The sequence below is a fragment of the Brenneria rubrifaciens genome (genome assembly GCF_005484945.1).
In the GTDB taxonomy this organism is placed as follows: Bacteria; Pseudomonadota; Gammaproteobacteria; order Enterobacterales; family Enterobacteriaceae; genus Brenneria; species Brenneria rubrifaciens.
Window position 1 is genome coordinate 97900 of the sequence record NZ_CP034035.1, and the last position, 22279, is coordinate 120178.

General features: G+C 51.8%; 21 protein-coding genes and 1 pseudogene. 15 read left to right on the plus strand and 7 right to left on the minus strand.

Annotated features, from left to right (window positions below):
• Positions 1-19 precede the first annotated feature (19 nt).
• The 5 genes from pckA to EH207_RS00410 all read right to left on the minus strand — a co-directional run bounded on the left by pckA (position 20) and on the right by EH207_RS00410 (position 6144).
• A complete protein-coding gene (gene pckA / locus EH207_RS00390; RefSeq protein WP_137712251.1) occupies positions 20-1639 on the minus strand; it encodes a phosphoenolpyruvate carboxykinase (ATP) in 1620 nt (539 codons plus the stop codon).
• 197 nt (positions 1640-1836) lie between these two features.
• Positions 1837-2712 carry an Hsp33 family molecular chaperone HslO gene (gene hslO / locus EH207_RS00395; RefSeq protein ID WP_137712252.1) on the minus strand — a complete coding sequence of 292 codons (876 nt, stop codon included), beginning with the start codon at positions 2710-2712 and terminating at the stop codon, positions 1837-1839.
• A gap of 26 nt (positions 2713-2738) precedes the next feature.
• Positions 2739-3143, minus strand: coding sequence for a ribosome-associated heat shock protein Hsp15 (gene hslR / locus EH207_RS00400; protein ID WP_137712253.1), 405 nt, complete (start codon positions 3141-3143; stop codon positions 2739-2741).
• A gap of 45 nt (positions 3144-3188) precedes the next feature.
• Positions 3189-3875 carry a GMP/IMP nucleotidase gene (gene yrfG / locus EH207_RS00405; RefSeq protein WP_137712254.1) on the minus strand — a complete coding sequence of 229 codons (687 nt, stop codon included), beginning with the start codon at positions 3873-3875 and terminating at the stop codon, positions 3189-3191.
• 130 nt (positions 3876-4005) lie between these two features.
• Complete coding sequence (locus EH207_RS00410; protein ID WP_137712255.1) at positions 4006-6144, minus strand: intracellular growth attenuator family protein; 2139 nt, start codon at positions 6142-6144, stop codon at positions 4006-4008.
• A gap of 459 nt (positions 6145-6603) precedes the next feature.
• On the opposite strand from EH207_RS00410, the gene nudE reads away from it, so the two are divergent.
• Complete coding sequence (gene nudE / locus EH207_RS00415; RefSeq protein ID WP_137712256.1) at positions 6604-7161, plus strand: ADP compounds hydrolase NudE; 558 nt, start codon at positions 6604-6606, stop codon at positions 7159-7161.
• 73 nt (positions 7162-7234) lie between these two features.
• Here nudE and mrcA read toward each other — a convergent pair whose 3' ends face one another.
• Positions 7235-9790, minus strand: a complete 2556-nt coding sequence (mrcA, locus tag EH207_RS00420; protein WP_137712257.1) for a peptidoglycan glycosyltransferase/peptidoglycan DD-transpeptidase MrcA — start codon at positions 9788-9790, stop codon at positions 7235-7237.
• A gap of 199 nt (positions 9791-9989) precedes the next feature.
• On the opposite strand from mrcA, the gene pilM reads away from it, so the two are divergent.
• The 12 genes from pilM (at position 9990) to trpS (ending at position 20242) form a co-directional block, all read left to right on the plus strand.
• Complete coding sequence (pilM, locus tag EH207_RS00425) at positions 9990-10841, plus strand: type IV pilus biogenesis protein PilM (protein WP_137712258.1); 852 nt, start codon at positions 9990-9992, stop codon at positions 10839-10841.
• Between the two features lie 2 nt (positions 10842-10843).
• Entirely contained in the window at positions 10844-11413 is a 570-nt protein-coding gene (locus EH207_RS00430; RefSeq protein ID WP_137712259.1) for a PilN domain-containing protein, read from the plus strand.
• Positions 11406-11984, plus strand: coding sequence for a hypothetical protein (locus tag EH207_RS00435; RefSeq protein ID WP_137712260.1), 579 nt, complete (start codon positions 11406-11408; stop codon positions 11982-11984). The genes EH207_RS00430 and EH207_RS00435 overlap by 8 nt, the downstream gene beginning before the upstream one ends.
• Complete coding sequence (locus tag EH207_RS00440) at positions 11977-12369, plus strand: HofP DNA utilization family protein (RefSeq protein ID WP_246048917.1); 393 nt, start codon at positions 11977-11979, stop codon at positions 12367-12369. Before EH207_RS00435 ends, EH207_RS00440 begins: the two co-directional genes overlap by 8 nt.
• Before the next feature lie 72 nt (positions 12370-12441).
• On the plus strand, positions 12442-13698 hold the full coding sequence (hofQ, locus tag EH207_RS00445; RefSeq protein ID WP_137715215.1) for a DNA uptake porin HofQ: 1257 nt from the start codon (positions 12442-12444) through the stop codon (positions 13696-13698).
• 357 nt (positions 13699-14055) lie between these two features.
• Positions 14056-14577 (plus strand): shikimate kinase AroK, encoded by a 522-nt coding sequence (gene aroK, locus EH207_RS00450; RefSeq protein WP_137712261.1) that lies wholly within the window; start codon positions 14056-14058, stop codon positions 14575-14577.
• A 51-nt stretch (positions 14578-14628) separates the two neighbouring features.
• A complete protein-coding gene (aroB, locus tag EH207_RS00455; protein WP_137712262.1) occupies positions 14629-15714 on the plus strand; it encodes a 3-dehydroquinate synthase in 1086 nt (361 codons plus the stop codon).
• A 131-nt stretch (positions 15715-15845) separates the two neighbouring features.
• On the plus strand, positions 15846-16814 hold the full coding sequence (locus EH207_RS00460; protein ID WP_137712263.1) for an SPOR domain-containing protein: 969 nt from the start codon (positions 15846-15848) through the stop codon (positions 16812-16814).
• Positions 16815-16892: 78 nt separating this feature from the next.
• Positions 16893-17705 carry an adenine-specific DNA-methyltransferase gene (gene dam, locus EH207_RS00465; protein WP_137712264.1) on the plus strand — a complete coding sequence of 271 codons (813 nt, stop codon included), beginning with the start codon at positions 16893-16895 and terminating at the stop codon, positions 17703-17705.
• Positions 17706-17864: 159 nt separating this feature from the next.
• On the plus strand, positions 17865-18542 hold the full coding sequence (gene rpe / locus EH207_RS00470) for a ribulose-phosphate 3-epimerase (RefSeq protein WP_137712265.1): 678 nt from the start codon (positions 17865-17867) through the stop codon (positions 18540-18542).
• Positions 18535-19233: a phosphoglycolate phosphatase gene (locus EH207_RS00475; protein ID WP_137712266.1), complete on the plus strand. Its 699-nt coding sequence runs from the start codon at positions 18535-18537 to the stop codon at positions 19231-19233. The genes rpe and EH207_RS00475 overlap by 8 nt, the downstream gene beginning before the upstream one ends.
• 1 nt (position 19234) lies before the next feature.
• The gene (gene trpS / locus EH207_RS00480) at positions 19235-20242 is read left to right on the plus strand and encodes a tryptophan--tRNA ligase (RefSeq protein WP_137712267.1); all 1008 of its coding nucleotides are present in this window, start codon (positions 19235-19237) and stop codon (positions 20240-20242) included.
• 60 nt (positions 20243-20302) lie between these two features.
• Here trpS and EH207_RS00485 read toward each other — a convergent pair.
• A pseudogene (locus EH207_RS00485) lies at positions 20303-21106 on the minus strand (NAD(P)-dependent oxidoreductase); the annotation flags it as partial.
• Between EH207_RS00485 and EH207_RS00490 the strand changes: the two are divergent.
• Complete coding sequence (locus tag EH207_RS00490; RefSeq protein ID WP_175413611.1) at positions 21077-21346, plus strand: hypothetical protein; 270 nt, start codon at positions 21077-21079, stop codon at positions 21344-21346. The pseudogene EH207_RS00485 and the gene EH207_RS00490 sit on opposite strands and share 30 nt — an antisense overlap.
• Before the next feature lie 288 nt (positions 21347-21634).
• Positions 21635-22204, plus strand: a complete 570-nt coding sequence (gene ppiA / locus EH207_RS00495; protein WP_137712269.1) for a peptidylprolyl isomerase A — start codon at positions 21635-21637, stop codon at positions 22202-22204.
• Positions 22205-22279: the final 75 nt, after the last annotated feature.

Below are 22279 nucleotides of genomic sequence, written 5' to 3' on the forward strand. Positions count from 1 at the left end.
GTCGAGCTTTACAAGGCGTTTACAGCTTGGGGCCGGCGGTAACGAGTGCGGCGCCTGCTGGCGCATCGGTGTATTTGTCAAAGTTGGCGATGAACCGCTGAGCCAGATCTTCTGCTTTCTCTTGCCACTGTGCTCGATCGGCATAGGTATCGCGCGGATCTAGAATCGCCGGGTCCACACCTGGCAGCGAGGTGGGGATCGACAGATTGAAGATCGGCAACGTTTGCATTTGCGCATCATCAATACTGCCGTTCAGAATGGCGTCGATGATCCCGCGCGTATCTTTAATGGAGATACGTTTCCCGGTGCCGTTCCAGCCGGTGTTGACCAGATACGCCTGTGCGCCTGCGGCCTGCATGCGTTTAACCAGCACTTCCGCATACTGCGTTGGATGCAGTGACAGGAAAGCGGCGCCAAAGCAGGCGGAAAAGGTTGGCGTGGGCTCGGTAATGCCACGCTCCGTACCTGCCAGCTTAGCGGTGAAGCCCGACAGGAAATGGTACTGCGTCTGGTCTGACGTCAAACGGGAAACCGGCGGCAATACGCCGAACGCATCCGCCGTCAGGAAAATCACTTTGGTCGCATGTCCGGCTTTGGAAACCGGTTTGACGATATTCTGAATATGGTAGATCGGGTAAGAAACACGGGTGTTCTCGGTTTTTGAACCGTCGTTGAAATCAACGCTGCCATCGGCCAGCACGGTAACGTTTTCCAGCAGGGCATCACGTTTGATCGCGCCATAGATGTCCGGCTCCGCTTCTTTAGAGAGCTTGATGGTTTTGGCGTAACAGCCGCCTTCAAAGTTGAACACCCCATCATCGTCCCAGCCGTGTTCATCATCACCAATCAACTTGCGTTTCGGATCGGTCGACAGCGTGGTCTTCCCGGTGCCAGACAGACCGAAGAACACCGCCACATCGCCCTGTTCACCCACGTTGGCCGAACAGTGCATGGAGGCGATGCCTTTTAACGGCAGCAGATAGTTCATGATGGAGAACATCCCTTTCTTCATTTCGCCGCCGTACCAGGTGCCGCCAATCAACTGGATGCGTTCGGTCAGGTTGAAAGCAACGAAATTCTCGGAGTTCAACCCTTGTTCCCGCCATTGTGGGTTGGTGCATTTTGCGCCATTCATCACGATGAAATCAGGCTCGAAATCCTGCAATTCCTCATCGCTCGGGCGGATAAACATGTTTTTTACAAAGTGTGCCTGCCAGGCGACCTCAGTGATGAAGCGGACTTTCAGCCGGCTATCCGGGTTGGCGCCACAGAAGGCATCAACGACGAACAGGCGCTTGCCTGAGAGCTGTTGGGTAACAAGTTGCTTTAGATGGGTCCAGATTTCCTGACTCAGCGGATGGTTGTCATTTTTACCTTTTCCTTGATCGGACCACCACACCGTGTCGCGAGTCACATCGTCGCGAACGATATATTTATCTTTGGGAGAACGACCGGTAAAGATACCTGTATCGACGGCAACGGCGCCCAATTGGGTTTCTATGCCACGCTCATAGCCTTGCAGGGTAGGGGCGAGTTCTTCCTCGAAAAGCAATTCATAGCTGGGATTGTAGACAATCTCGCAGACATCCTGGATTCCATAAGCGGCGAAAGCTTCTGAGGGCATAGCTTTGACAGACATAAAACTACTCCTGAATTGTTATATTCATACTAATAATTATTGTAGGAGATAGAGCTTATTTTAACCTCGATGGTAATCATAAAGTTAAATAAATTCATTAATAACTTTGCTTGTTCATGGTGTTGAAAAAACAATCAATTTAGTTTAACGCGTTTCAATGAACGGCATGAAACGGGTACGGCCGTACCCGTTTAAAATCAATGCGAAAGAGGATTATCCGGTGATTGCTGTTTGAGTCTCTTAACGTCGTTGGCGTTAAAAAGATAATGATTACCGCAATAATCGCAGTGCATGTCGATTTCGCCATCCTGCGCCAGAATGTCATTCACTTCCCGGTCGGACAGCGTGATTAATGCATCGGCACACCGCTCGCGTGAACAATGGCATTGGAAAGAAACCGCCTGTGGTTCAAATATCGTGACGTCTTCCTGATGGTATAAACGGTAGAGTACATCGTTTGCGGACAGGGTAAACAGCTCCTCCTCCTTGACCGTCGCCGTGAGCTGAGCGAGATGGTCGAAATCATCCTGACCGGCATTCTGCGCGGGCAGCACCTGTAACAGCATACCCGCTGCCGCCATACGGCCATCGTGCTGGCCGGTACGGATAAACAGCCGGGTCGGTAGCTGTTCTGATTGCTGGAAATAGTTTTCCAGACAGTCGGCAACGGTTTCGCCTTCTAAGCCAACCACGCCCTGATAGCGCTCACCTTCGGTTGGCGTAATGGTGATGACCAGATAACCGTTACCCACCATCTCCTTGAGTGAGCATCCGGCGGCAATGTCACCCTGAAGACGCGCCACGCCGCGCATCTGCTGGAGATGATTACCATTGATCACGGCAAGTTTGAGCGGGCCGTCTCCCTGGATTTGTACGGTAATATCACCACTGAATTTCAGCGTTGCCGTCAACAGACAGGTCGCCACCAGCATTTCCCCCAGCAAAGTCTGTATTTCTGCCGGATAGTCATGGTTGGTCAGTATGTGCTGATAGGTATCGCTTACCGTTGCCAACTCGCCACGAACGGCATAATTTTCAAACAGATAACGATGTAGTTGGTCATGAGTGGCCATAGTGTTCTCTCGCTGGGTGATGAATATCACCGATCACTGTGTTTGAATTTAATTAAATCCCGCCGCTCTTGCTTGTCGGGACGACGATTCGGGTGCGGCATGGTCAGCGCATTCATTTTTCGCGCCAAAGCGAGCTTTTCCCTTTTCTCAAGGCTGCTGTCCGTTTCCTGATACAACGCCTGAGCGTCTGCCGCGGTTCTGCGCTGGCTGCTGAGCGCCAGCACAATGACGGTTCGCTCTTCATTTCCCTGACGCAGCGTGATCTCGGCATTCAGTTCAACCAGTTTGCTCGGTTTGCCGCGTTGCCCGTTGTAATGCACTTTGCCGCCATCGATCATGTCGCGCGCGACAGCCCGGGTTTTATAAAAGCGCGCGGCCCAAAGCCATTTATCCAGACGAACGGCATCGTCAGTCTTGTCGGTTGCTTTCATGATGAATCCTCCTGATTAGGGCGTCGTGACGCCGCTGCCGGCTGGTTATCCGGGATTTTCCGAACGATGCAGTGATGGCAGCAGCGCATGATAATCATTCATGGAGGGGTGTTGCCGGAATGTTTTTTCCTGCTGGCTGGAGTCAGGATTGCTGACGCCCAGACAGTAACGAATACCGAATGTTTTCGCCGCATCCAGAATCGGTTCGCTGTCATCGACAAATAACGTTCTGGCAGGATCGAACTCGGTTTGCCGTTGTACCGCCTGCCATAGCCGCTGATCCTCTTTCGGAAACCCATAAATGTGGGTGGAAAGTAATAAATCAAGGTGTCGATCTAAACCGGTATGCTCAATTTTAACCGCCAGACTATGCGGATGGGCATTCGTCAGCAGGATGGTCTGTTTTCCACTGTTGCGCAGCGCCGCCAGAAACGGCTTGGTATCTTCACGCAGTCGGGCACGGCCGCCGATGTCAGTCGTCATTTGGTAGATATCCAGCGCCAGCCTCTCACTCCAGTAATCAAAACAGTACCAGTTCAGCGTATGTTGCACGGCGTGATATTCCTGCGCGATCGTCTGCCTGGCCTGTTCAAGGCTGATGCCCCGCTGGTTACTGATGGACTGCGGCACGAGTTGCAACCAGAAATAATTGTCAAAGGCCAGATCCAGCAACGTGCCATCCATATCCAGAATGACGGTATCAATGTTGGGCCAGTCGAAGTCGAGGCGCATAACTACTCCGGATGCAGAACGATTGCGGGTAAATAACACATTATAGCGACGGCGCGTGCATGACGGAAAAACCATGCGAATGTTTTTTCAGCGTAACATAGCCTTTGGCGATGATTGGCAGGAAGGGCGATCAAGGCTGATGTGTGAGGTTGTCAAGTAATGTTCCTGCCGCATTAAAACGCGCAGCATAGTAGCGCTGGATGTTAGTTATTCGTTGTCGGCTTTTGCGTATTTTGATACCGAGAAGCACCAGATTAACGAGCAAAATCGCGGAAAATAGCACCAAGAGCAAGCAACTACCCAGATAGCGCCATAGCGTAATCACATCCGGTTCACTATGGAGACTGATATGCTGCGAGCCATTGGCGTCGGTACTCAGCTCAGTAACCACCCCCGCGGCATTAAACGGCGTGTGCAACAACATGGCAGACAGCCGCTGGAGTTCTTGCCATTGGTCTGAAGGCCGATACTCGTTCAGTGGCATTGGAGGTAAAGGGTGGTTGACCAACTGACGGCCCTCATCGCTACGGATCAGAAAACCTCCCGGCGGCGGACTGTTCAGTGATTCTGCCGCGCTATTGATTTCCCGATAAAAGAAGAATTCCGTTGAGCTGTTGACGAGCGATTCCAGCGTTTCCGCGCTGACCGGGCGGAGCAGTACATTAATGCCTTGCAGCGCACCGGAATTGGCCCTTTTTACCAGGATATCCCAAGTCTTGACGTTACCCAGATTGATGAGCGCATTTTTCAGGCGGATGCAAGCACCTTCCTGTTCACATAGCGCTTGTGTTTTCAACACGATATCGGAAAAATTGTTTAGTAGAATCATGCCCGATTTCTGGATGGCGGAAGCAAGCTGTGAATTTATCTGATTGTCTATATCCGTTTGTGGATGCAGTTGACTATTTACGCTCTTCAGCAAGGCGGACGCTTTTTCAATCACGTCTGATTCCGGCAGCGGCAACGGCGCCGCTTTGTTCCAGTAAATTGCGGAACAATCAAAAGGCGCGAAGCCATAATGCTGTGACGCTGCCGCAGGATGAATCCCGGTGGGCACATAGCACATCCCCGAACCTTGTACTTCCAGCGTATCACCGATTTTGAGCGGTATTTTTTCCAACTCGTCCACCTGAGCCACTTTAATATGCTGCGCCCCCTGAAGCCATGCCATGCTGAGTTTCAATGGCAGCTCAAGCGGGACGTAAGTGATTAACAGGATCAGGCTGAGAAATGCCCCGGCGGCCAGCAGCAGATTTTTTCCCCATTGCTGCAAGGGAAAAAGCTTCACTTCGTCATGCAACGAAAGATGTTCACCTTGTCGGATGACTTGGCGGTTCAGGTAGATATCGACATCGGTTTTTCGCCTGAGATCGTTGCCGATATAGGGCTGCCAGTGCGTTGGATAAATCAGATCGATATTGCCGAGAGAAACATTACCCAGTTGTCCCTGATTGGACTCGCCAAACAGTCCGAGGCTCTGCGGTGTACCGTGCAGGCAGTGAACATCCTGTAGTTCCTTGTTGGAAGGGGAGCGGAAAAGCTGCCAGATGCTCCAGACCGTCAGCAAGGCCGCCGTGCCGGTTAACCAGGGCAGTAGTGCGATAGGACTGTTCAGGCTGATAAATAGCAGCAAAAACGCCAGGCACAGCACGGCGGCTTCTTTCATGCCGCCGGAATGATGGATGGCGTGTTCTTCCTGGGTTTCCTTACGGATGGTAACCAGTTCGGCGTGCTCATTCCCTTCCTGACTGATAGAGGCGTTGGGTATTGGAATATCTGACGCAAGGATGACTCCATGACTGTCGATGCACTCCGCCAGCGAGTGTCCATTCAGGGAAATGACTAATGGAATGGAGCGGGTTTTGATCAGCTCAATGCTATTATTCTCGGCAATGTATTGTTCCCAGCAGGGAGGCAGGTGAATTTCCTGCGTATCAATATAGTAGCGCCACTTATTTTGTGAGTCGGTGCTCAGACCGTAACGTGTGATGGTATGGGTAATTGGATAAACCCGGGTGCTTTGTAATGAGCGGGGAAGTCGCGGTTGTGCGTTAGGCGTATCAAGCGGGGTCGTTTTTTGTGCGCTTTCCTGAGCAAGATATTGTTCAACAACCTGGTGTTCTTCCTCTGTCAGCTGGCGGGGTAACGACTGCGTCACCGGCAATGGCTTAACAAATGACAGACGTTCACGCCTCCGGTAGACAACAAAAACACCAACGGCAATCAGACAGGCGAACAATATAGCCAGGATGGTAAATATTGTGCTCATCTCATCTCCATTCCAAAGCAGCCTGCTCCCTGTTATCGCCAGAGTGTAACAAGTTTATACAAATGATGGTAACCCGTATGGTATTGTTTTCTCAGATTAATAACTAAAAAATGGTGAAAATTAATTGCGTAAGGGGATGATAGTAACAAGCAGGGGGAGTGCCTGACATAAGGATCATCTGATTTTTCATCAATGCATTGACTTTTATTGCTTGTTTTGAATTTGCAAATATGTATATGGCATGTTGCGGAAAAGTAATTCACAATCGCAGTCATTGATGATTGGCAAAAGTTGCAGCGAAGGCCGCTGTTAACGCACAATGTGAGCAAGATCAAAAAAGCACATTAACGATCCCTTTTCATTATCGACACGCCAGTATACAGGGTGAAGGTAATGATTGCCTGTCATTCGGGTTGGATTAGGGAGTCGTTCTGGTCGTAAAATTTTTATGAGGCCATTATGAGTCACAACCTGAAAAAACCTAAAATTCTTAAGGTAGAAACGGTTGCGCGTTCACGTCTGTTCAATGTTGAATCTATCGATCTGGAGTTCAGCAATGGTGTGCGTCGGGTCTATGAGCGGATGCGTCCTTCTGAGCGTCAGTCCGTAATGATAGTGCCGATTATTGATGATGAATTGCTGCTGATTCGTGAATATGCCGTCGGGATTGAACAGTATGAGCTTGGCTTCCCGAAAGGGTTGATTGATCCGGGTGAAACGGTTTTTGAGGCCGCCAACCGTGAATTGATGGAAGAAGTCGGATTTGGCGCGGAGAATATGGAACTGCTGGCGACGTTGACGATGGCGCCTTCGTATTTTTCCAGCCAGATGAATATTGTGGTGGCGCGTGGCTTATATCCGCAAGCCCTGGAAGGCGATGAACCGGAACCGATGCCGAAGGTGCGCTGGCCGTTGAGCGATATGATGTCGCTGCTACAGGAGCCCGATTTCCGGGAGGCGCGTAACGTTAGCGCATTGTTTCTGACTCAGGATTGGTTGAGTCGTTTATCGCGTTGATAAAACGCAGTATGTAAAAAGGCGCAGATTTCCGCGCCTTTTGTGTTTTCAGAAGCCCGATAGCGTTGCATTATCAGAACAGTTCTTCACTTTGTCCGTTATCCATCAGTGTCGTGCCGACTTCATGCACTTCATATTCGGTCGGTTGCGTCCCTTCGATAAAATATTCGGAACGGCTATTTCCTCCGCCATTGGACAGTTTGCCGCTGCTGCGGTCGATCATCACGCTGACGATGCCGGGCGGCGGCGCCAGTGGTTGTTCCGGTACGCCATCCAGTGCGACTTTCATAAAGTCATCCCAGGCGGGCTGGGCGGATTTTGCACCGCCTTCATAGCCTGAAATCTGATCCTTGATCGCGCCGGACACGCTACTGGTGCCGAGAGTGCGGCGGTGATCGTCAAAACCTATCCAAACGGATGTCACCAGATTCGGACCATAGCCTGAGAACCAGGCATCTTTGGAACTGTTTGTCGTGCCGGTTTTCCCGCCAATATCACGACGCTTCAGTTCTCGGCCTGCGCGCCAGCCTGTTCCCATCCAGCCTGGTTCGCCAAACACGTTGCTGTTCATGGCGTCTTTGATCAGGAAGGCCAATGGCGAGCTGATCACATGCGGCGCATAAGGCTGGGTGGTGCTCTGCTGCGCCTCCCGCGGCGTTACCGGTTCGGGCTGCGGCATAGGCGGTACGCCCTGCGGGTTTTCCTGAGAGGTGGCGACGTTTTCCATATTGTCGGCGGACAACATCGCAGAACGCGGTGTTTCACCATACACTAACGGCAAATTGCAGCTCTCGCAGACCACTTTCGGGGTGGCGCTTAAGACGGTGCCGCCAGCTTCGCTTTCGATTTTGGTAATAAAATACGGATCAACCAGATAGCCGCCGTTGGACATCACCGCATAACCGCGTACTACCTGCAATGGAGTGAAAGAAGCCGCGCCCAGCGCCAGCGATTCGGTATGAACAATGTTCTGGTCCGGGAAGCCGAAACGTTGCAGATAGTCAGCGGCATAATCGACGCCGATGGCGCGCATGGCACGAACCATTACTACATTTTTCGACTGCCCCAGACCCTGACGCAATCGGATCGGCCCGTCATAGGTGGGCGGTGAGTTTTTCGGACGCCAATCCGAGCCCGCGCCAGCATCCCAGCGCGTAATCGGTACGTCATTGAGAATGGTTGCCAGCGTCAGACCTTTATCCATGGCCGCGGTATAAAGGAATGGCTTGATGTTGGAACCGATCTGGCGCAGGGCTTGTGTGGCGCGGTTGAACTTGCTTTGGTTGAAGTCAAAGCCGCCGACCAGCGCTTCAATCGCCCCGTCGGTTGGATTGAGGGAAACCAGCGCGGAATTGACATCCGGCACTTGTCCCAGCCACCAATCGTTATCCACTTTTCGCACCCACACCTGCTGACCGGTTTGTACGACATCGGTCACCCGTTTGGGCATCGGCCCTTGCCGGGTATCCGAGCGGTAAAGGCGGGCCCAGCGCATGCCTTCCATCGGCAGGGAAATGTTGCTGCCATCGGACATCAATGCAATCGCAGCGTCGGCGCTGGTGCTGGTGATAACCGCGGGGAACAACGGACCATAAACCGGCAACTTTTTCAGCGTGGCGACAATTTTAGTCTGATCCCAGGCGCTCTCGCCCACTTTCCACAGCACGTTGTTCGGGCCGCGATAGCCGTGGCGCATATCGTAGGCGATGACGTTATTGCGCAAAGCCTCCTGCGCCGCCAACTGTAATTTTCTGGTAATGGTGGTGTAGACCTTGTAGCCATCGTTGTAGGCGCCATCGCCATAACGTTTAACCATTTCCTGACGTACCATCTCGGCGATATACGGCGCGGAGAAAGCAATCTTCGGTGCGTGATAGTCAGCCACCAGTTTTTCGCTCCGGGCGGCATCATACTGCGCCTGCGTAATGTAGTTTTCATCTCTCATGCGGGCCAGCACCACATTACGTCGGGCTATTGCGCGGTCATAGGAATAGAGCGGGTTAAAAGTTGAAGGCGCTTTCGGTAAACCGGCGATCATCGCCATTTCACTTAGCGTCAACTCTTCAACCGGCCGGCCAAAGTAGACCTGTGCGGCGGCGCCGACGCCATAAGCACGATAGCCGAGATAAATTTTGTTCAGATAGAGTTCAAGAATTTCATCTTTGGTGAGCAGTTGTTCGATGCGGATAGCCAGGAAGACTTCCTTGATTTTACGTATCAGAGTGCGTTCCCGGCTCAGAAAGAAGTTTCTGGCAAGCTGCTGCGTGATGGTGCTGGCCCCCTGAGAAGCGCGGCCGGATGTTATCGCAATCGACGCAGCGCGAATAATCCCCACCGGATCGACGCCGTGGTGCTCATAGAAACGGCTGTCTTCCGTTGCGATAAAGGCATGTACCATCGCTGGCGGAATTTGATCCAGCTTCAGCGGGATACGGCGTTTTTCGCCAAATTGAGCAATCAGCTCACCCTCGGCGCTGTATACCTGCATAGGTGTTTGCAGCCGAATGTCTTTCAGCGTAGCGACATCGGGTAATTGTGGTTCGATATAACGGTACAAACCATATATCGAGGCAGCTCCCAGCAGGATGCAAGCCACTGCAAGTATGAGTAAATACTTTACGAACTTCACCTGAGATTTTCCATTCCGTAGTGTTTGAACAGTTTATAAACAATCGCGCGCTAGTATAAAGGTAAGCCGGCACTGTGGATACGTTCTTTTATGCCCGTCATTTTTCACGTTGCAGGTGCGTTGGCTGTGTTTACTCACTTGCCGCCTTCCTACAACGTGAAATCCATTGGGCATATTAAATAAGGAGATTGGGTTGAACATGGCTTATCACATTTGGCAGGTGGGGTTAGATATACAAAACGGTTTCATGCGCGCGTTGGCGGTTCAGCAGCGTCGTGGCGGCTGGCAACTGCGTCACTGGTGGCAGTTTCCATTGCCGGACGACACATTACAAACGGGTAGTTTACACCATACCGAAGCACTTTGTGAGGTCTTGCTGAAATGGCGTCGATTATTGCCTCGTCACATTTCACTGCGTGTCGCCTTTCCCGCCCAGCAGGTATTGCAACAGCGTCTGCCCGCGCCAGATAGTCGATTAAAAGAGCCTGAGCGTAGTCGGTATATCGAAAGTATGACGGCCCGCAAGCTGCCGGTAAGCAGTGATTCGCTATTGATGGATTACCGCGAGGACCCTCACGCGCCTGACTCTCTATTGATCACCGCGGCGAAACGAAGTGAGCTGGCGCGCTGGCTTGAGTGTCTGCACGCCGCACATCTTTATCCTGATATTGTTGATATTTCGGCCTGCGCCATTCGCTGTATGGCGATTCTCGCCGGACTCAAAAACAACCGAATTTTCCTGCATCGGTTGATAGACGGGTGGCTTTGGATCTCTCCGCTGAATCATGCCTTTCATTTCGGCATGATTTACGGTGATGAATGGACGCAGGAAACCGCGATTCTGCCGTTAGTCAGCACCCGGTACGGGCAGCGTATTGAAGACGTCGCTTATTACAGCAGTACATGTTCTTCTTTTATGAAGACGGAATCTGACCCACTGCTGCCATGGTCGCCGCTGGTGGCGTTTAACCATTTGCAACCTCCCTTGCCTGATTTTCCTCCTGCTTTTGTCATCGCGGGCGGTCTGGCACTGCGCCCTGGAGATGCCTGAATATGTTGCTGGTTAATCTTTTACCCTGGCGTCAACGACGTTTATGGCAGCGTGCGCGCAATTGGCTGGTTTTGTTGCTGTTGCAACTGTTGTTGGTTTCCGCCCTATTCGGGATGATTTATGCGCTCTGGCAGCGGCAATATTCGTTGTTACAACGTGAGCTCGGCGAGGTTTCCGTACAGCATCGGCAATGGGTTGCACAGTATCAACGAACTCGCCAGGTATGGGAAAGGTGGCAAAATTATCAGGCGCAATATGAGGCTGATAGGGCAGGGAAACATCACAATCAACGCTATCTCAATCTGCTGGAACAACTCTCATTCATGATGCCGGAACGTCTTTGGCTGACAGAACTTGACGACCGCGGAACACACCTTTCGATCGCCGGAATGAGTGAAAACTATATTGATATTATAAAGTTAAATCTTTCTTTGGCGCGTCATCCGACACTGGCGCGGGTCAGGATTCTCAATGCGCTCAGACAGAAGAATGGGCGTTCGCTTTTGCATTTTGTCCTTCAGGCTGACTGGCAGGCGGGTGAGTTTACCAGCATGGGTGCCGCCCATGACTAACCCAATGCTTAACTGGAGCGTATGGATAAGTCAGCCATTTTGGATACTGGCAATCGCGCAAATTGTCCCGGTTATGATCTTCATTCTGCTGGGGAGCGGGCTGGTCTTTGGCCCGCTGAAGCATGATATCGCGGATATCGAACAGCAAATTGGCGAACAATCGCTCGGGATACGCAATATTCAGCAGCAGTTGGCCGCGATGCCGACACGTTCCGATATGCAAGCACAGTTAACGGCATGGACGGTGGGCAAGACGCCATTCCTTGGGGAAAGGCTGGCGCAATGGGCGGCGGAGCCGCTTTCCCAATCTGGCGCCGTACTGCTTTCCTGGCAGCCTGTTCAGCATAAATCTCCGGCTGCTGATGAGGACACAGCCTGGAGGCTGACTTTCAGTTCAGACTATCAAAGCCTGTTGAATGTCGTCCGTCAATTCATCTCGCTTCCCTATGTTCTGCGGATGGATAGGTTGATCGTGAAATCAGCGGAGAGTCCATCGTATACGGGCCGGCCACTGCACGTCGAAATGACCGTAATGAGGCCAACAGTCAGTCGGAGTGAGAAAGTTGAATAGCGCGGTCGGTGGTACGCGCATCAGGCTGTTGTCCGTTGCCTTATTGACCCTGGTCACCGCGCAGGGCAATTCGGCGGAAATACGCCGCGACCCTTTTCGCGCCGCGTCTATCGCAGTCTGCTCCCAACTTAACGCGGCACAGCAATGGCAGTTGAAAGGGATGATTGGTACGGGCAACCATTGGACGGGATGGTTGGCGCAGTCAGATGACCAATGGCTAAAACTGAAACGTGGCGAAATGATCCCGCCGGGCGATTGGCAGGTCAGCCAACTCGATAAATCGGGGATGAAATTAACGGCGGTGGCGCGAGTCGCAACCTGTGAGGGGATATCCGCTACCGTTTCTCTGGCGTCACCGTTCATAAATAAGCTCGCAGCCCACTAGAAACACGGTTCTTACATTGCGCCAGGGATATCGATAACAAGGAAAGTTATGAAGCGTCGGTTTATACAGAAAATGATACGAAAAGGGATTGCGCTCACGTGGCTGTTTGTCTGCCTACAGGCCCCCGCAGGGGCTGAAGAACCGGTTTCCATGGCGTTTGAGGATTCTCCGGTTCAACGGGTATTGCAGGTATTGGCAGATCATCAGCAATTAAATCTGGTGGTTGCCCCTGGGGTGGAGGGCAAACTGAGCGTGCGGCTAACGGACGTTCCCTGGCAGCAAGCGTTGGATATCATTTTGCGCATGGGACAGTTGGCGGTGGAACGTGATGACAATGTGTTGTTGGTCTATCCTGCCGAATACCTTGAAGAGGCTGAACGCCGAAAAGAGGAGCGGCTTGCCCTGCAAGTCCAAAATCAACCGTTACGGAATCTTGCCGTCGCGCTGCAATACGCGGACGCATCCGAGGTGGCTCGCAGCGTTCAGGCACAGCAAGGCGCGTTGCTGACGGAGCGCGGCAGCGTCACGGTGGACAAGCGAACTAACACCCTACTGGTTCGCGATACAGAATTCGCGTTAGGACAACTCAAAGCCTGGGTAAGTGAACTGGATTTGCCTTTATCACAAGTGCAACTGGCTGCGCATATTGTGACGATCAGCAGTGAAAATCTGCAAGAACTGGGGGTTAATTGGGGGCTGAGCGGCAGTGAGTCGACGAATAAGGCGCTGCGGTTGAACAATTTTAATGTCGGTCTGCCCGTCGATGCGCCTGCGGTAAATGCCGGCTTCAATCTGGCGCGGCTGAATGGCCGGTTGCTTGACTTGGAGTTAATGGCGTTAGAGCAGGAAAATCAGGTCGAAATCATTGCCAGCCCCAGGCTGTTTACCGCGCATCAGCAGACTGCCAGCATTAAACAAGGGACCGAGATCCCCTATCAGGTTTCCAGTGGCGCCAGCGGTTCGACGTCGATTGAGTTTAAGGAGGCGGTGCTGGGAATGGAGGTGACGCCCAGTATCCTGCGGGCCGGACGCATCACGTTAAACCTGAAAATCAGTCAGAATATGCCGGGACAGGCGATAAAGCAGAGTGACAATGGCGAAGCGCTGGCGATTGACAAGCAGGAAATACAAACGCAGATCACGGTGGCGGATGGTGAAACCATCGTTTTAGGGGGGATTTTTCAGCAGCAGAAAAAGAGTGGCAATCGTCAGGTGCCGACATTAGGCGATATTCCGGTATTGGGGCATTTATTCAAAAACAATACGCAGCAACATACCCGGAGGGAGTTGATTATTTTTATTACCCCAACGCTAATACCGCCCTCGTAGCGAAAAGCAGGGGTTTCTTCCCATTCCCAATGCAAGGCGTTCTTTTTCATGAAAGTGGCGCATTATTTTGATTGATTCATGTCTTCTAAGTTTGACGCTGCGACTGATTTAGCTTACAAGGGTTAGCGAATTGAGCACTGAAGTGTTGTTCCACCGAAAATGTCGATAAAACACGCTATATTACCCACAGGGTAAGGTGTGGCATTTTATTCGGTTGCCAAACTACCCTGAGTATTGAGATAATTTTTTGTCTGATTCTCGCACTATCGCTCATGAGGTTTCAGTTTAGGTCCCGTCGCTGGGTTGATTGGCGGGGCGGGTTATCATTAACGAATTGTCTTAGTAATACCAAAAAACATGGCAGAGAAACGCAATATCTTTCTGGTTGGGCCTATGGGTGCCGGCAAAAGCACTATTGGCCGTCAGTTAGCTCAGCAACTCAATATGGAGTTTTACGACTCCGATCAAGAAATTGAGCGACGCACCGGAGCTGATGTGGGCTGGGTGTTCGATTTGGAAGGCGAAGAAGGCTTCCGCGATCGTGAAGAGAAAATCATTAATGAATTGACGGAAAAACAAGGGATCGTTCTGGCGACAGGCGGCGGTTCGGTTAAATCTCGTGAGACACGCAATCGTCTTTCCGCGCGTGGCGTTGTCGTGTATCTGGAAACGACGATCGAGAAACAGCTCGCCCGTACACAACGTGATAAAAAACGCCCGTTGCTTCAGGTTGAATCACCGCCGCGTGAAGTGCTGGAAGCGTTGGCGAGAGAGCGGAATCCGCTGTATGAGGAAATCGCCGATGTCACCATCCGAACAGACGAACAAAGTGCCAAGGTCGTTGCCAATCAGATCATTAATATGTTGGAAAGCAACTAATTTAACGCATGGTTTGTATCATGCTGATTTTAAACAGGCTATTGAGCGAGCATGGAAAGAATTACCGTAACATTAGCGGAACGTAGTTATCCAATTACGATAGCCGCCGGATTGTTTAATGATTCGGCTTCTTTTATGCCGTTGAAGGCCGGAAATCAGGCCATGCTGGTCACCAACCAGACGTTGGCTCCTCTCTATCTTGAACGTGTTCGCCGTGTGTTAGAGCAAAACGGCGTGCATGTCGATCAGGTTATTTTGCCGGATGGCGAGAAATATAAATCCCTGACCGTATTGGATCAGGTGTTTACCGCATTGCTCGCCAAACCACATGGCCGTGATACCACCATCGTTGCGTTAGGCGGCGGCGTGATTGGCGATCTGGCGGGTTTTGCCGCCGCGAGTTATCAGCGCGGCGTCCGTTTTATCCAGGCGCCGACGACGCTGTTGGCGCAGGTTGATTCCTCCGTTGGCGGTAAAACCGCTGTGAATCATCCGCTGGGTAAAAACATGATTGGCGCGTTCTACCAACCGGTATCGGTTGTCATCGATCTGGATTGTCTGAATACCTTACCTGCACGCGAACTCTCCTCGGGTCTGGCAGAAGTCATTAAGTACGGCATTATTCTGGATCATGATTTCTTTCTCTGGCTGGAAGCGAACATTGAAGCAGTGCGTTCATTGCAACATGAAGCGCTGGCTTACTGTATCCGCCGTTGTTGCGAACTGAAAGCGGCGGTGGTTGCCGAGGATGAACGCGAGAGCGGCAGACGGGCATTGCTCAACCTGGGACATACCTACGGCCACGCGATTGAAGCGAAAATGGGATACGGAAACTGGCTGCATGGCGAAGCGGTTGCTGCCGGTATGATGATGGCTGCGCGCGCAGCCCATCGTCTCGGACAATTTTCCACCGACGATATAGAACGAATCAAATCGTTGCTGGTTCGCGCCGGCCTGCCCGTTAATGGTCCTGCGCAGATGACGCCGGAGTCCTATCTTCCTCATATGATGCGTGATAAAAAAGTGCTGGCGGGCGAACTGCGTCTTGTGCTGCCGACATCGATTGGTCATGCGGAGGTCCGCGGCGGCGTGGCGCATGACATTGTGCTGGCGTCGATAGCTGATTGTCTTGCCTGAGTGTTTCTCTGTCGTGTTAACGACAGATGAACGCCGATGGTTTATGGTTAATAAAATACAATGCGTTATGATTCAACGAGTCGTAACGAGGATGATGTTGCGAACTTTAGCCTTTCAGTTGGGGGTTTCAAATGGATGAGTTTAAGCCGGAAGATGAGCTGAAGCCTGATACCAGTGACCGTCGTCCCACTCGTCAGCAAAAAAGCAGCCGTTTTTCCGCATCGAAAATCACGCTTTCCAGACAACACCTGATGATTGGTATCGGGATTGTGGTATTGGTATTGCTGATTATTGGGATTGGTTCTGCTTTACAGGCTCCTTCCCATAAGGAAACGACGCAGACTCAACGTCAAAACGGTGATGAAAAGCGTATCGATCTCTCTTCATCGTCTTCCATGACGCAAGGCCCGCAGCCTGCCCCATCCACTGAAAATCCTCCTGCGGCGCCGGGTGAGGCGACGGGCGCGCCACAGACGCTAAGTGCGCCGCCTGTTTCCGGCACGCCAACGGAAGCCGCTGTTCAACCGCCGCCGAGCGGCCAGCAGCGCATTGAATTACCGGGCAATATGACGGACGCGCTTTCTCAGCAGCAGGGGCGTATCAACGAGTTTTCCCAGGGTGCGACGGGAACCTCGCTGCCAGCGGCTCCCGCAACGCTTGCACCTGCCGCGAAGACGCCTGCGGGTACTCCCGCCGAAAAAAATACCCACAGCGCCAACGCGCCTCGCAATAGCAGCAAGCCTGCGACCACGGAGTCGCCGAAAGCGACACCCCCCGCCGCCAAGTCTGCAAGTACGGGTATTGCGCCCTCTGCATCAGGCAGTTCGATACAGAATGCGCCAGCCAGCCATTTTACGCTGCAATTGAGTAGCGCATCCCGTCCAGATACGCTGAAAACCTACGCCAAGCAGCATAACCTGACTCATTCGTGGGTTTATGAAACTAAACGTGACGGAAAATCCTGGTATGTGTTAGTGACTGGAGTCTATGCTTCCTCCGCCGAAGCAAAACGGGCCATTGCAACACTGCCTGCTGATGTACAAGCGAAAAAACCATGGGTTAAGCCGATCCGTCAGGTGAAGCAGGACTTGAATAAGTAACGCCAATTTAGCCCTGATGTGCTGTCTGACACAGAGTACAATCCGTGGCTCTGAAACGTATGAGTAACTAACGACGGCATGAAGAAAAACCGCGCTTTTTTAAAATGGGCTGGTGGTAAATATCCGCTGGTAGAAGAAATTCGTCGCTATTTACCCGCAGGAGACTGTCTTATCGAGCCCTTTGTCGGTGCGGGTTCTGTATTTTTGAATACGGAGTACGAAAACTACATATTGGCTGATATTAACAGCGACCTGATCAACCTGTACAACATCGTCAAGTCAAATACCGATGAATTTGTTCGTGACTCTCGCAAGCTGTTTACCGAAGAGGTAAATACCTCAACGACGTTTTACCTGCTGCGTGAGGAGTTTAATCTTTGTACCGATGCTTACCGCCGCGCGGTATTGTTTCTTTATCTGAACCGTCATTGTTATAACGGCCTATGCCGCTATAACATGCGCGGTGAATTCAATGTCCCGTTCGGACGTTATAAGAAGCCTTATTTTCCAGAGGAAGAAATTCGCTGGTTTGCGTTTAAGGCCAGAAGTGCGACGTTTGTTTGCGAGCATTATCAGCAAACGCTGACTAAAGCGGAGCCGGGGTCGGTCATATATTGCGATCCTCCTTATGCGCCGTTGTCGGCAACCGCGAATTTTACGGCGTATCACACCAATAATTTCAATCATATCGATCAGCAGAACCTGGCCAGGTTAGCGCATCGCCTGTCGGTTGAAAGCCAGATTCCGGTACTGATTTCCAATCACGATACGGTGTTGACCCGTGAGTGGTATCAGGGGGCCTCACTTTACGTGGTTAAAGCGCGTCGAACGATTAGCCGTAATATTCTGGGGCGTAGTAAAGTAAACGAGTTATTAGCCCTGTATTGTTAATTTGTCGGCAGTAAGCAGGGTTCCAACAACTTAAAGATGATTGGCTGGACAGCCGCGTTATTCAATAATTGACTATGTTCAATAATTCTCGCCGATCGGAGGGTGGATGAACGGAAGCTCCGACAGCAGAAATTCAGACTTTATCGTTTGGAGAAGCGAATGAAACCGTTTTTAATCGCACCGTCTATTCTTTCGGCTGATTTTGCCCGGCTTGGTGAGGACACGGCAAACGTATTGTCCGCCGGGGCAGATGTGGTGCACTTTGATGTGATGGATAATCACTATGTGCCTAATCTTACTATGGGGCCGCTGGTGCTGAAATCCTTACGGGATTATGGTATCACCGCCCCGATTGATGTGCATTTAATGGTGAAACCGGTTGATCGCATTATTCCCGATTTTGCCAAAGCGGGTGCGAGTTTCATTACTTTTCACCCGGAAGCCTCGGAACACGTCGATCGCTCCCTGCAACTGATTAAAGATCACGGCTGCAAGGCTGGCCTGGTTTTCAATCCGGCAACGCCGCTCAGCTATCTTGATTACGTCATGGATAAACTGGACATCATTCTGCTGATGTCCGTTAATCCTGGCTTTGGCGGTCAATCCTTCATTCCGGGAACGCTGAATAAACTGCGTCATGTGCGCACGCTGATTGACGATAGCGGTTATGACATCCGTCTTGAAGTGGATGGCGGCGTCAAAGTGGATAACATAGGCGATATCGCGACGGCCGGTGCGGATATGTTTGTGGCTGGTTCGGCTATTTTTGGGACGCCGGACTACCATGCCGTCATTGAACGGATGCGCACTGAATTGGCCAGGGTGAGTCATGAGTGACGTGACGCCGATTCGCGGATTGGCATTCGATTTGGATGGCACGTTGATTAACAGCGCGCCAGGGCTTTCCGCCGCAGTCGATTTGGCGTTGCAGTCACAATCATTGCCTGCTGCCGGTGAGGCGCGAGTGGCTACCTGGATCGGTAATGGTGCGGACGTATTGGTTGAACGGGCGCTGCGCTGGGCGGGCGTTGAACCCACCGCACAGCGTCTGAGTGAAACCCGGCAACGTTTTGACCACTATTATGCTGAAACCGTGGAAAGCGGCAGTTCGCTTTTTCCCCAGGTAAAAGAGACACTGGCGGCGCTGGCGCTGCAAGGTTTTCCAATGGCAGTGGTGACCAACAAACCTACGCCATTCGTCGCGCCGTTGCTGGCATCGCTGGAGATTGGCGACTATTTTTCGCTGATTATCGGCGGCGACGATGTGATTGCCAAAAAGCCTCATCCAGCGCCGTTGTATCTGGTCTTGGGCAAGTTAGGATTACGGGCTGAAGAATTACTGTTTGTGGGTGATTCGCGTAACGATATTCAGGCATCCCAGGTTGCCGGCTGCCCCTGCGTCGGTATGACTTACGGATATAACTATGGTGAAGCGATTGAATTGAGTCACCCAGACATCGTGCTGGATCGTTTTGCCGATCTGCTGCCCCTCGTTGGGCCGTCATTTTCAAAAATCAGGAAGCATTAGTATGAGCAAACCCATTGTATTTAGCGGCGCACAACCGTCTGGTGAATTGACCATTGGTAACTACATGGGGGCGTTACGTCAGTGGGTTAATATGCAAGATGATTACGATTGCATCTATTGCATCGTTGACCTGCACGCGATTACGGTGCGTCAGGCGCCCCAGCAGTTACGTGAAGCGACGCTGGATACGTTGGCGCTTTACCTCGCCTGCGGGATTGACCCGAAGAAAAGTACCATCTTTGTCCAGTCGCATGTGCCGGAACACAGCCAACTGAGCTGGATACTGAACTGTTATGCGTATTTCGGCGAACTGAGTCGTATGACACAGTTTAAGGATAAATCAGCTCGCTACGAAGAAAATATCAACGCGGGTTTATTTGATTATCCGGTGCTGATGGCGGCTGACATTCTGTTGTATCAAACGGCCCAGGTGCCAGTAGGCGAAGATCAGAAACAGCATCTGGAACTGAGCCGGGACGTCGCCCAGCGTTTCAATAGTCTATATGGTGATAACATTTTCAACGTCCCCGAACCGTTTATTCCCACGTCCGGCGCCCGCGTGATGTCATTGTTGGAGCCGAGCAAGAAGATGTCCAAGTCGGACGATAACCGCAACAACGTGATTGGTCTGCTGGAAGATCCGAAATCGGTTGTGAAGAAGATCAAACGTGCGGTAACGGACTCCGATGAGCCGCCAGTGGTTCGCTACGATGTGGTGAATAAAGCCGGGGTATCCAACCTGCTGGATATTCTTTCTGCCGTGACAGGAAAAACCATCGCCGAGTTGGAGCAGGAATTCAGCGACCAGATGTATGGTCACCTGAAAGGCGCCGTTGCCGATGCGGTGTCCGGCATGTTGGCGGAATTGCAGGAGCGCTATCATCGCTTCCGCGGCGACGAAATTTTTTTGCAGCAGGTCATGCGTGAGGGCGCGGAGAAAGCCAGCGCTCGTGCGCAGGAAACGCTGAAAAAAGTGTATGATGCGGTTGGATTTGTTCCCCGCCCGTAACGGTTAAAATAATCAGGAGGCCAAGCCTCCTGATGACCTTAATCCGGTGGTAGCCAGACCTTTGCCGACGAATATACGTTCGGCGTCACGCCCGATCAGTTTCAACACATTGCTGGAAACCAGCCGATCGTAGACCACGATATTCGCCTGTTGCAGTTGCTGTAGGCCTTTCGTGTGAGTAGCGCCGCACCTCCGGGACCAGCGCCCACCAGCACCACTTTGCCTTTTTCGTCCCGCAGTGCTGAAAATAGTTGTGCGGAAAGTTGCTGTGTGCTTATGCCGTCGTTATTGGCCAGCGCTTGGGCAAGCCTATCGTGCGTGAACGGCTTTTCCCAGAATCGGCGGCGCGTGGCCGCCTGCCGGAAACGCTTCTTGACGCGCTGACGTCTTTACCTGCCAATGAAGCTAATTGCCCGAGGTGCTGGGGCAGGATACCTTCCAGTTTTTCACACAGCAGGCGCGCCAGAGCCGGCGCGGTGCTGCCGGACGACACGGCAATCATTGTGGAGAACGATCGACAATCGAGGACAAGATAAAACTGGCGTTTTTGGCGTCGTCGAACATCTTGCAGAAGATCCGCCGCTTGCTGACGTGGTTGTAAACCTGCTTATTGACGTGACGATCGTCGGTAGCCGCAATGACCAGCCATGCGCGATTTAGTAAATCAGGATGGAGGCTGCCCCGCACCAGCGTAACCCGGCTTTCTTTCTGCCAGTCAAGAAACTGTTCACTGAAGCTGATGGCGTTCACCGTGAGAATCGAGGCGGCATCCAGCAGCAGGCGTGCTTTCCGTTCGGCGATTTCACCTCCTCACACCAGTAAGCAATGTTTGTCGTGCAATTGGCAGAATATTGGCAGGTAAATCCTGTGGTGCCATTTAACAAGTTCAGGCCGGAACACGTCCTGCTGGTGCGGCAGGACGCGCGGCGTTGGGTAAATGATGGCGTATTATTAACGGCAATGGCATTTGATTTGCGTAGCGCCATCGATGACCTGAATTTCATATGCCGCAACGAACCGGGCATCGTCTTCCAGGAAGATACGATCATAATAAGAAAAAGTGCTGTTTTTTTAATTTGCTGGCGCTTAATTCATTCACGTTGATGTTCTGCCGGTAAAGTTCGATGCCAGCTATCGGTATAGCCGCATTTTGGGCGTAAGTGCGTAACGCAGGGGGGAGGATTTTTCTTCATACCCTGCAATAAAATCTTTAGCGCCAGCGCCAATATCAGTGCTTTTTATTGCTGGTACCGGGGATAAATGGGGGGGCATTAACAATGCGACACAATGAGAGTTTACTACGTAAAAAAAGGTAAATGAGTGGCTTTGGAAGGTGTAGGTATTTACAATCAGTACGCTTTCTGTAGCTGGCTTTTTCAAAAAGGAATTCTCATGCTCAAACGTACTCTGGCTGCTGCGGTAGCTTTTATTTCCCTGACGGCTTTCCCTCCCGTCTTCGCCGCTTCCGGCACAACGAACGTTCTGCTGACCACGTCGGCCGGGAATATCGAACTGGCGCTGGATAATCAAAAGGCACCGGTTTCGGTGAAAAACTTCATTGAGTATGTGAATAACGGTTTTTATAACGGTACGACGTTTCATCGGGTGATCCCGGGCTTCATGATTCAGGGCGGGGGTTTTAGCAGCGATATGAAACAGAAAGCGCCTAATCCGCCGATCAAAAACGAAGCGGATAATGGGCTACGTAACCTGCGCGGTACGATTGCCATGGCGCGTACCGCAGAAAAGGACAGCGCCACCAGCCAGTTCTTTATCAACGTGGCGGATAACGCGTTTCTCGATCATGGTCAGCGCGACTTCGGCTATGCCGTCTTTGGTCAGGTAGTAAAAGGTATGGACGTGGTGGATAAGATCTCTCAGGTGCAGACGGAAAATGTCGGTCCTTATCAGAATGTGCCGACCAAACCGATCGTGATCCAGTCGGCGAAAGTACTGCCCTGATTTCTCTCATGCCAGCCATGTTTACCGGCCCCGGCGTCTTTGATGAAGACGCCGGGTTTTTTATCTGGCTTTTCC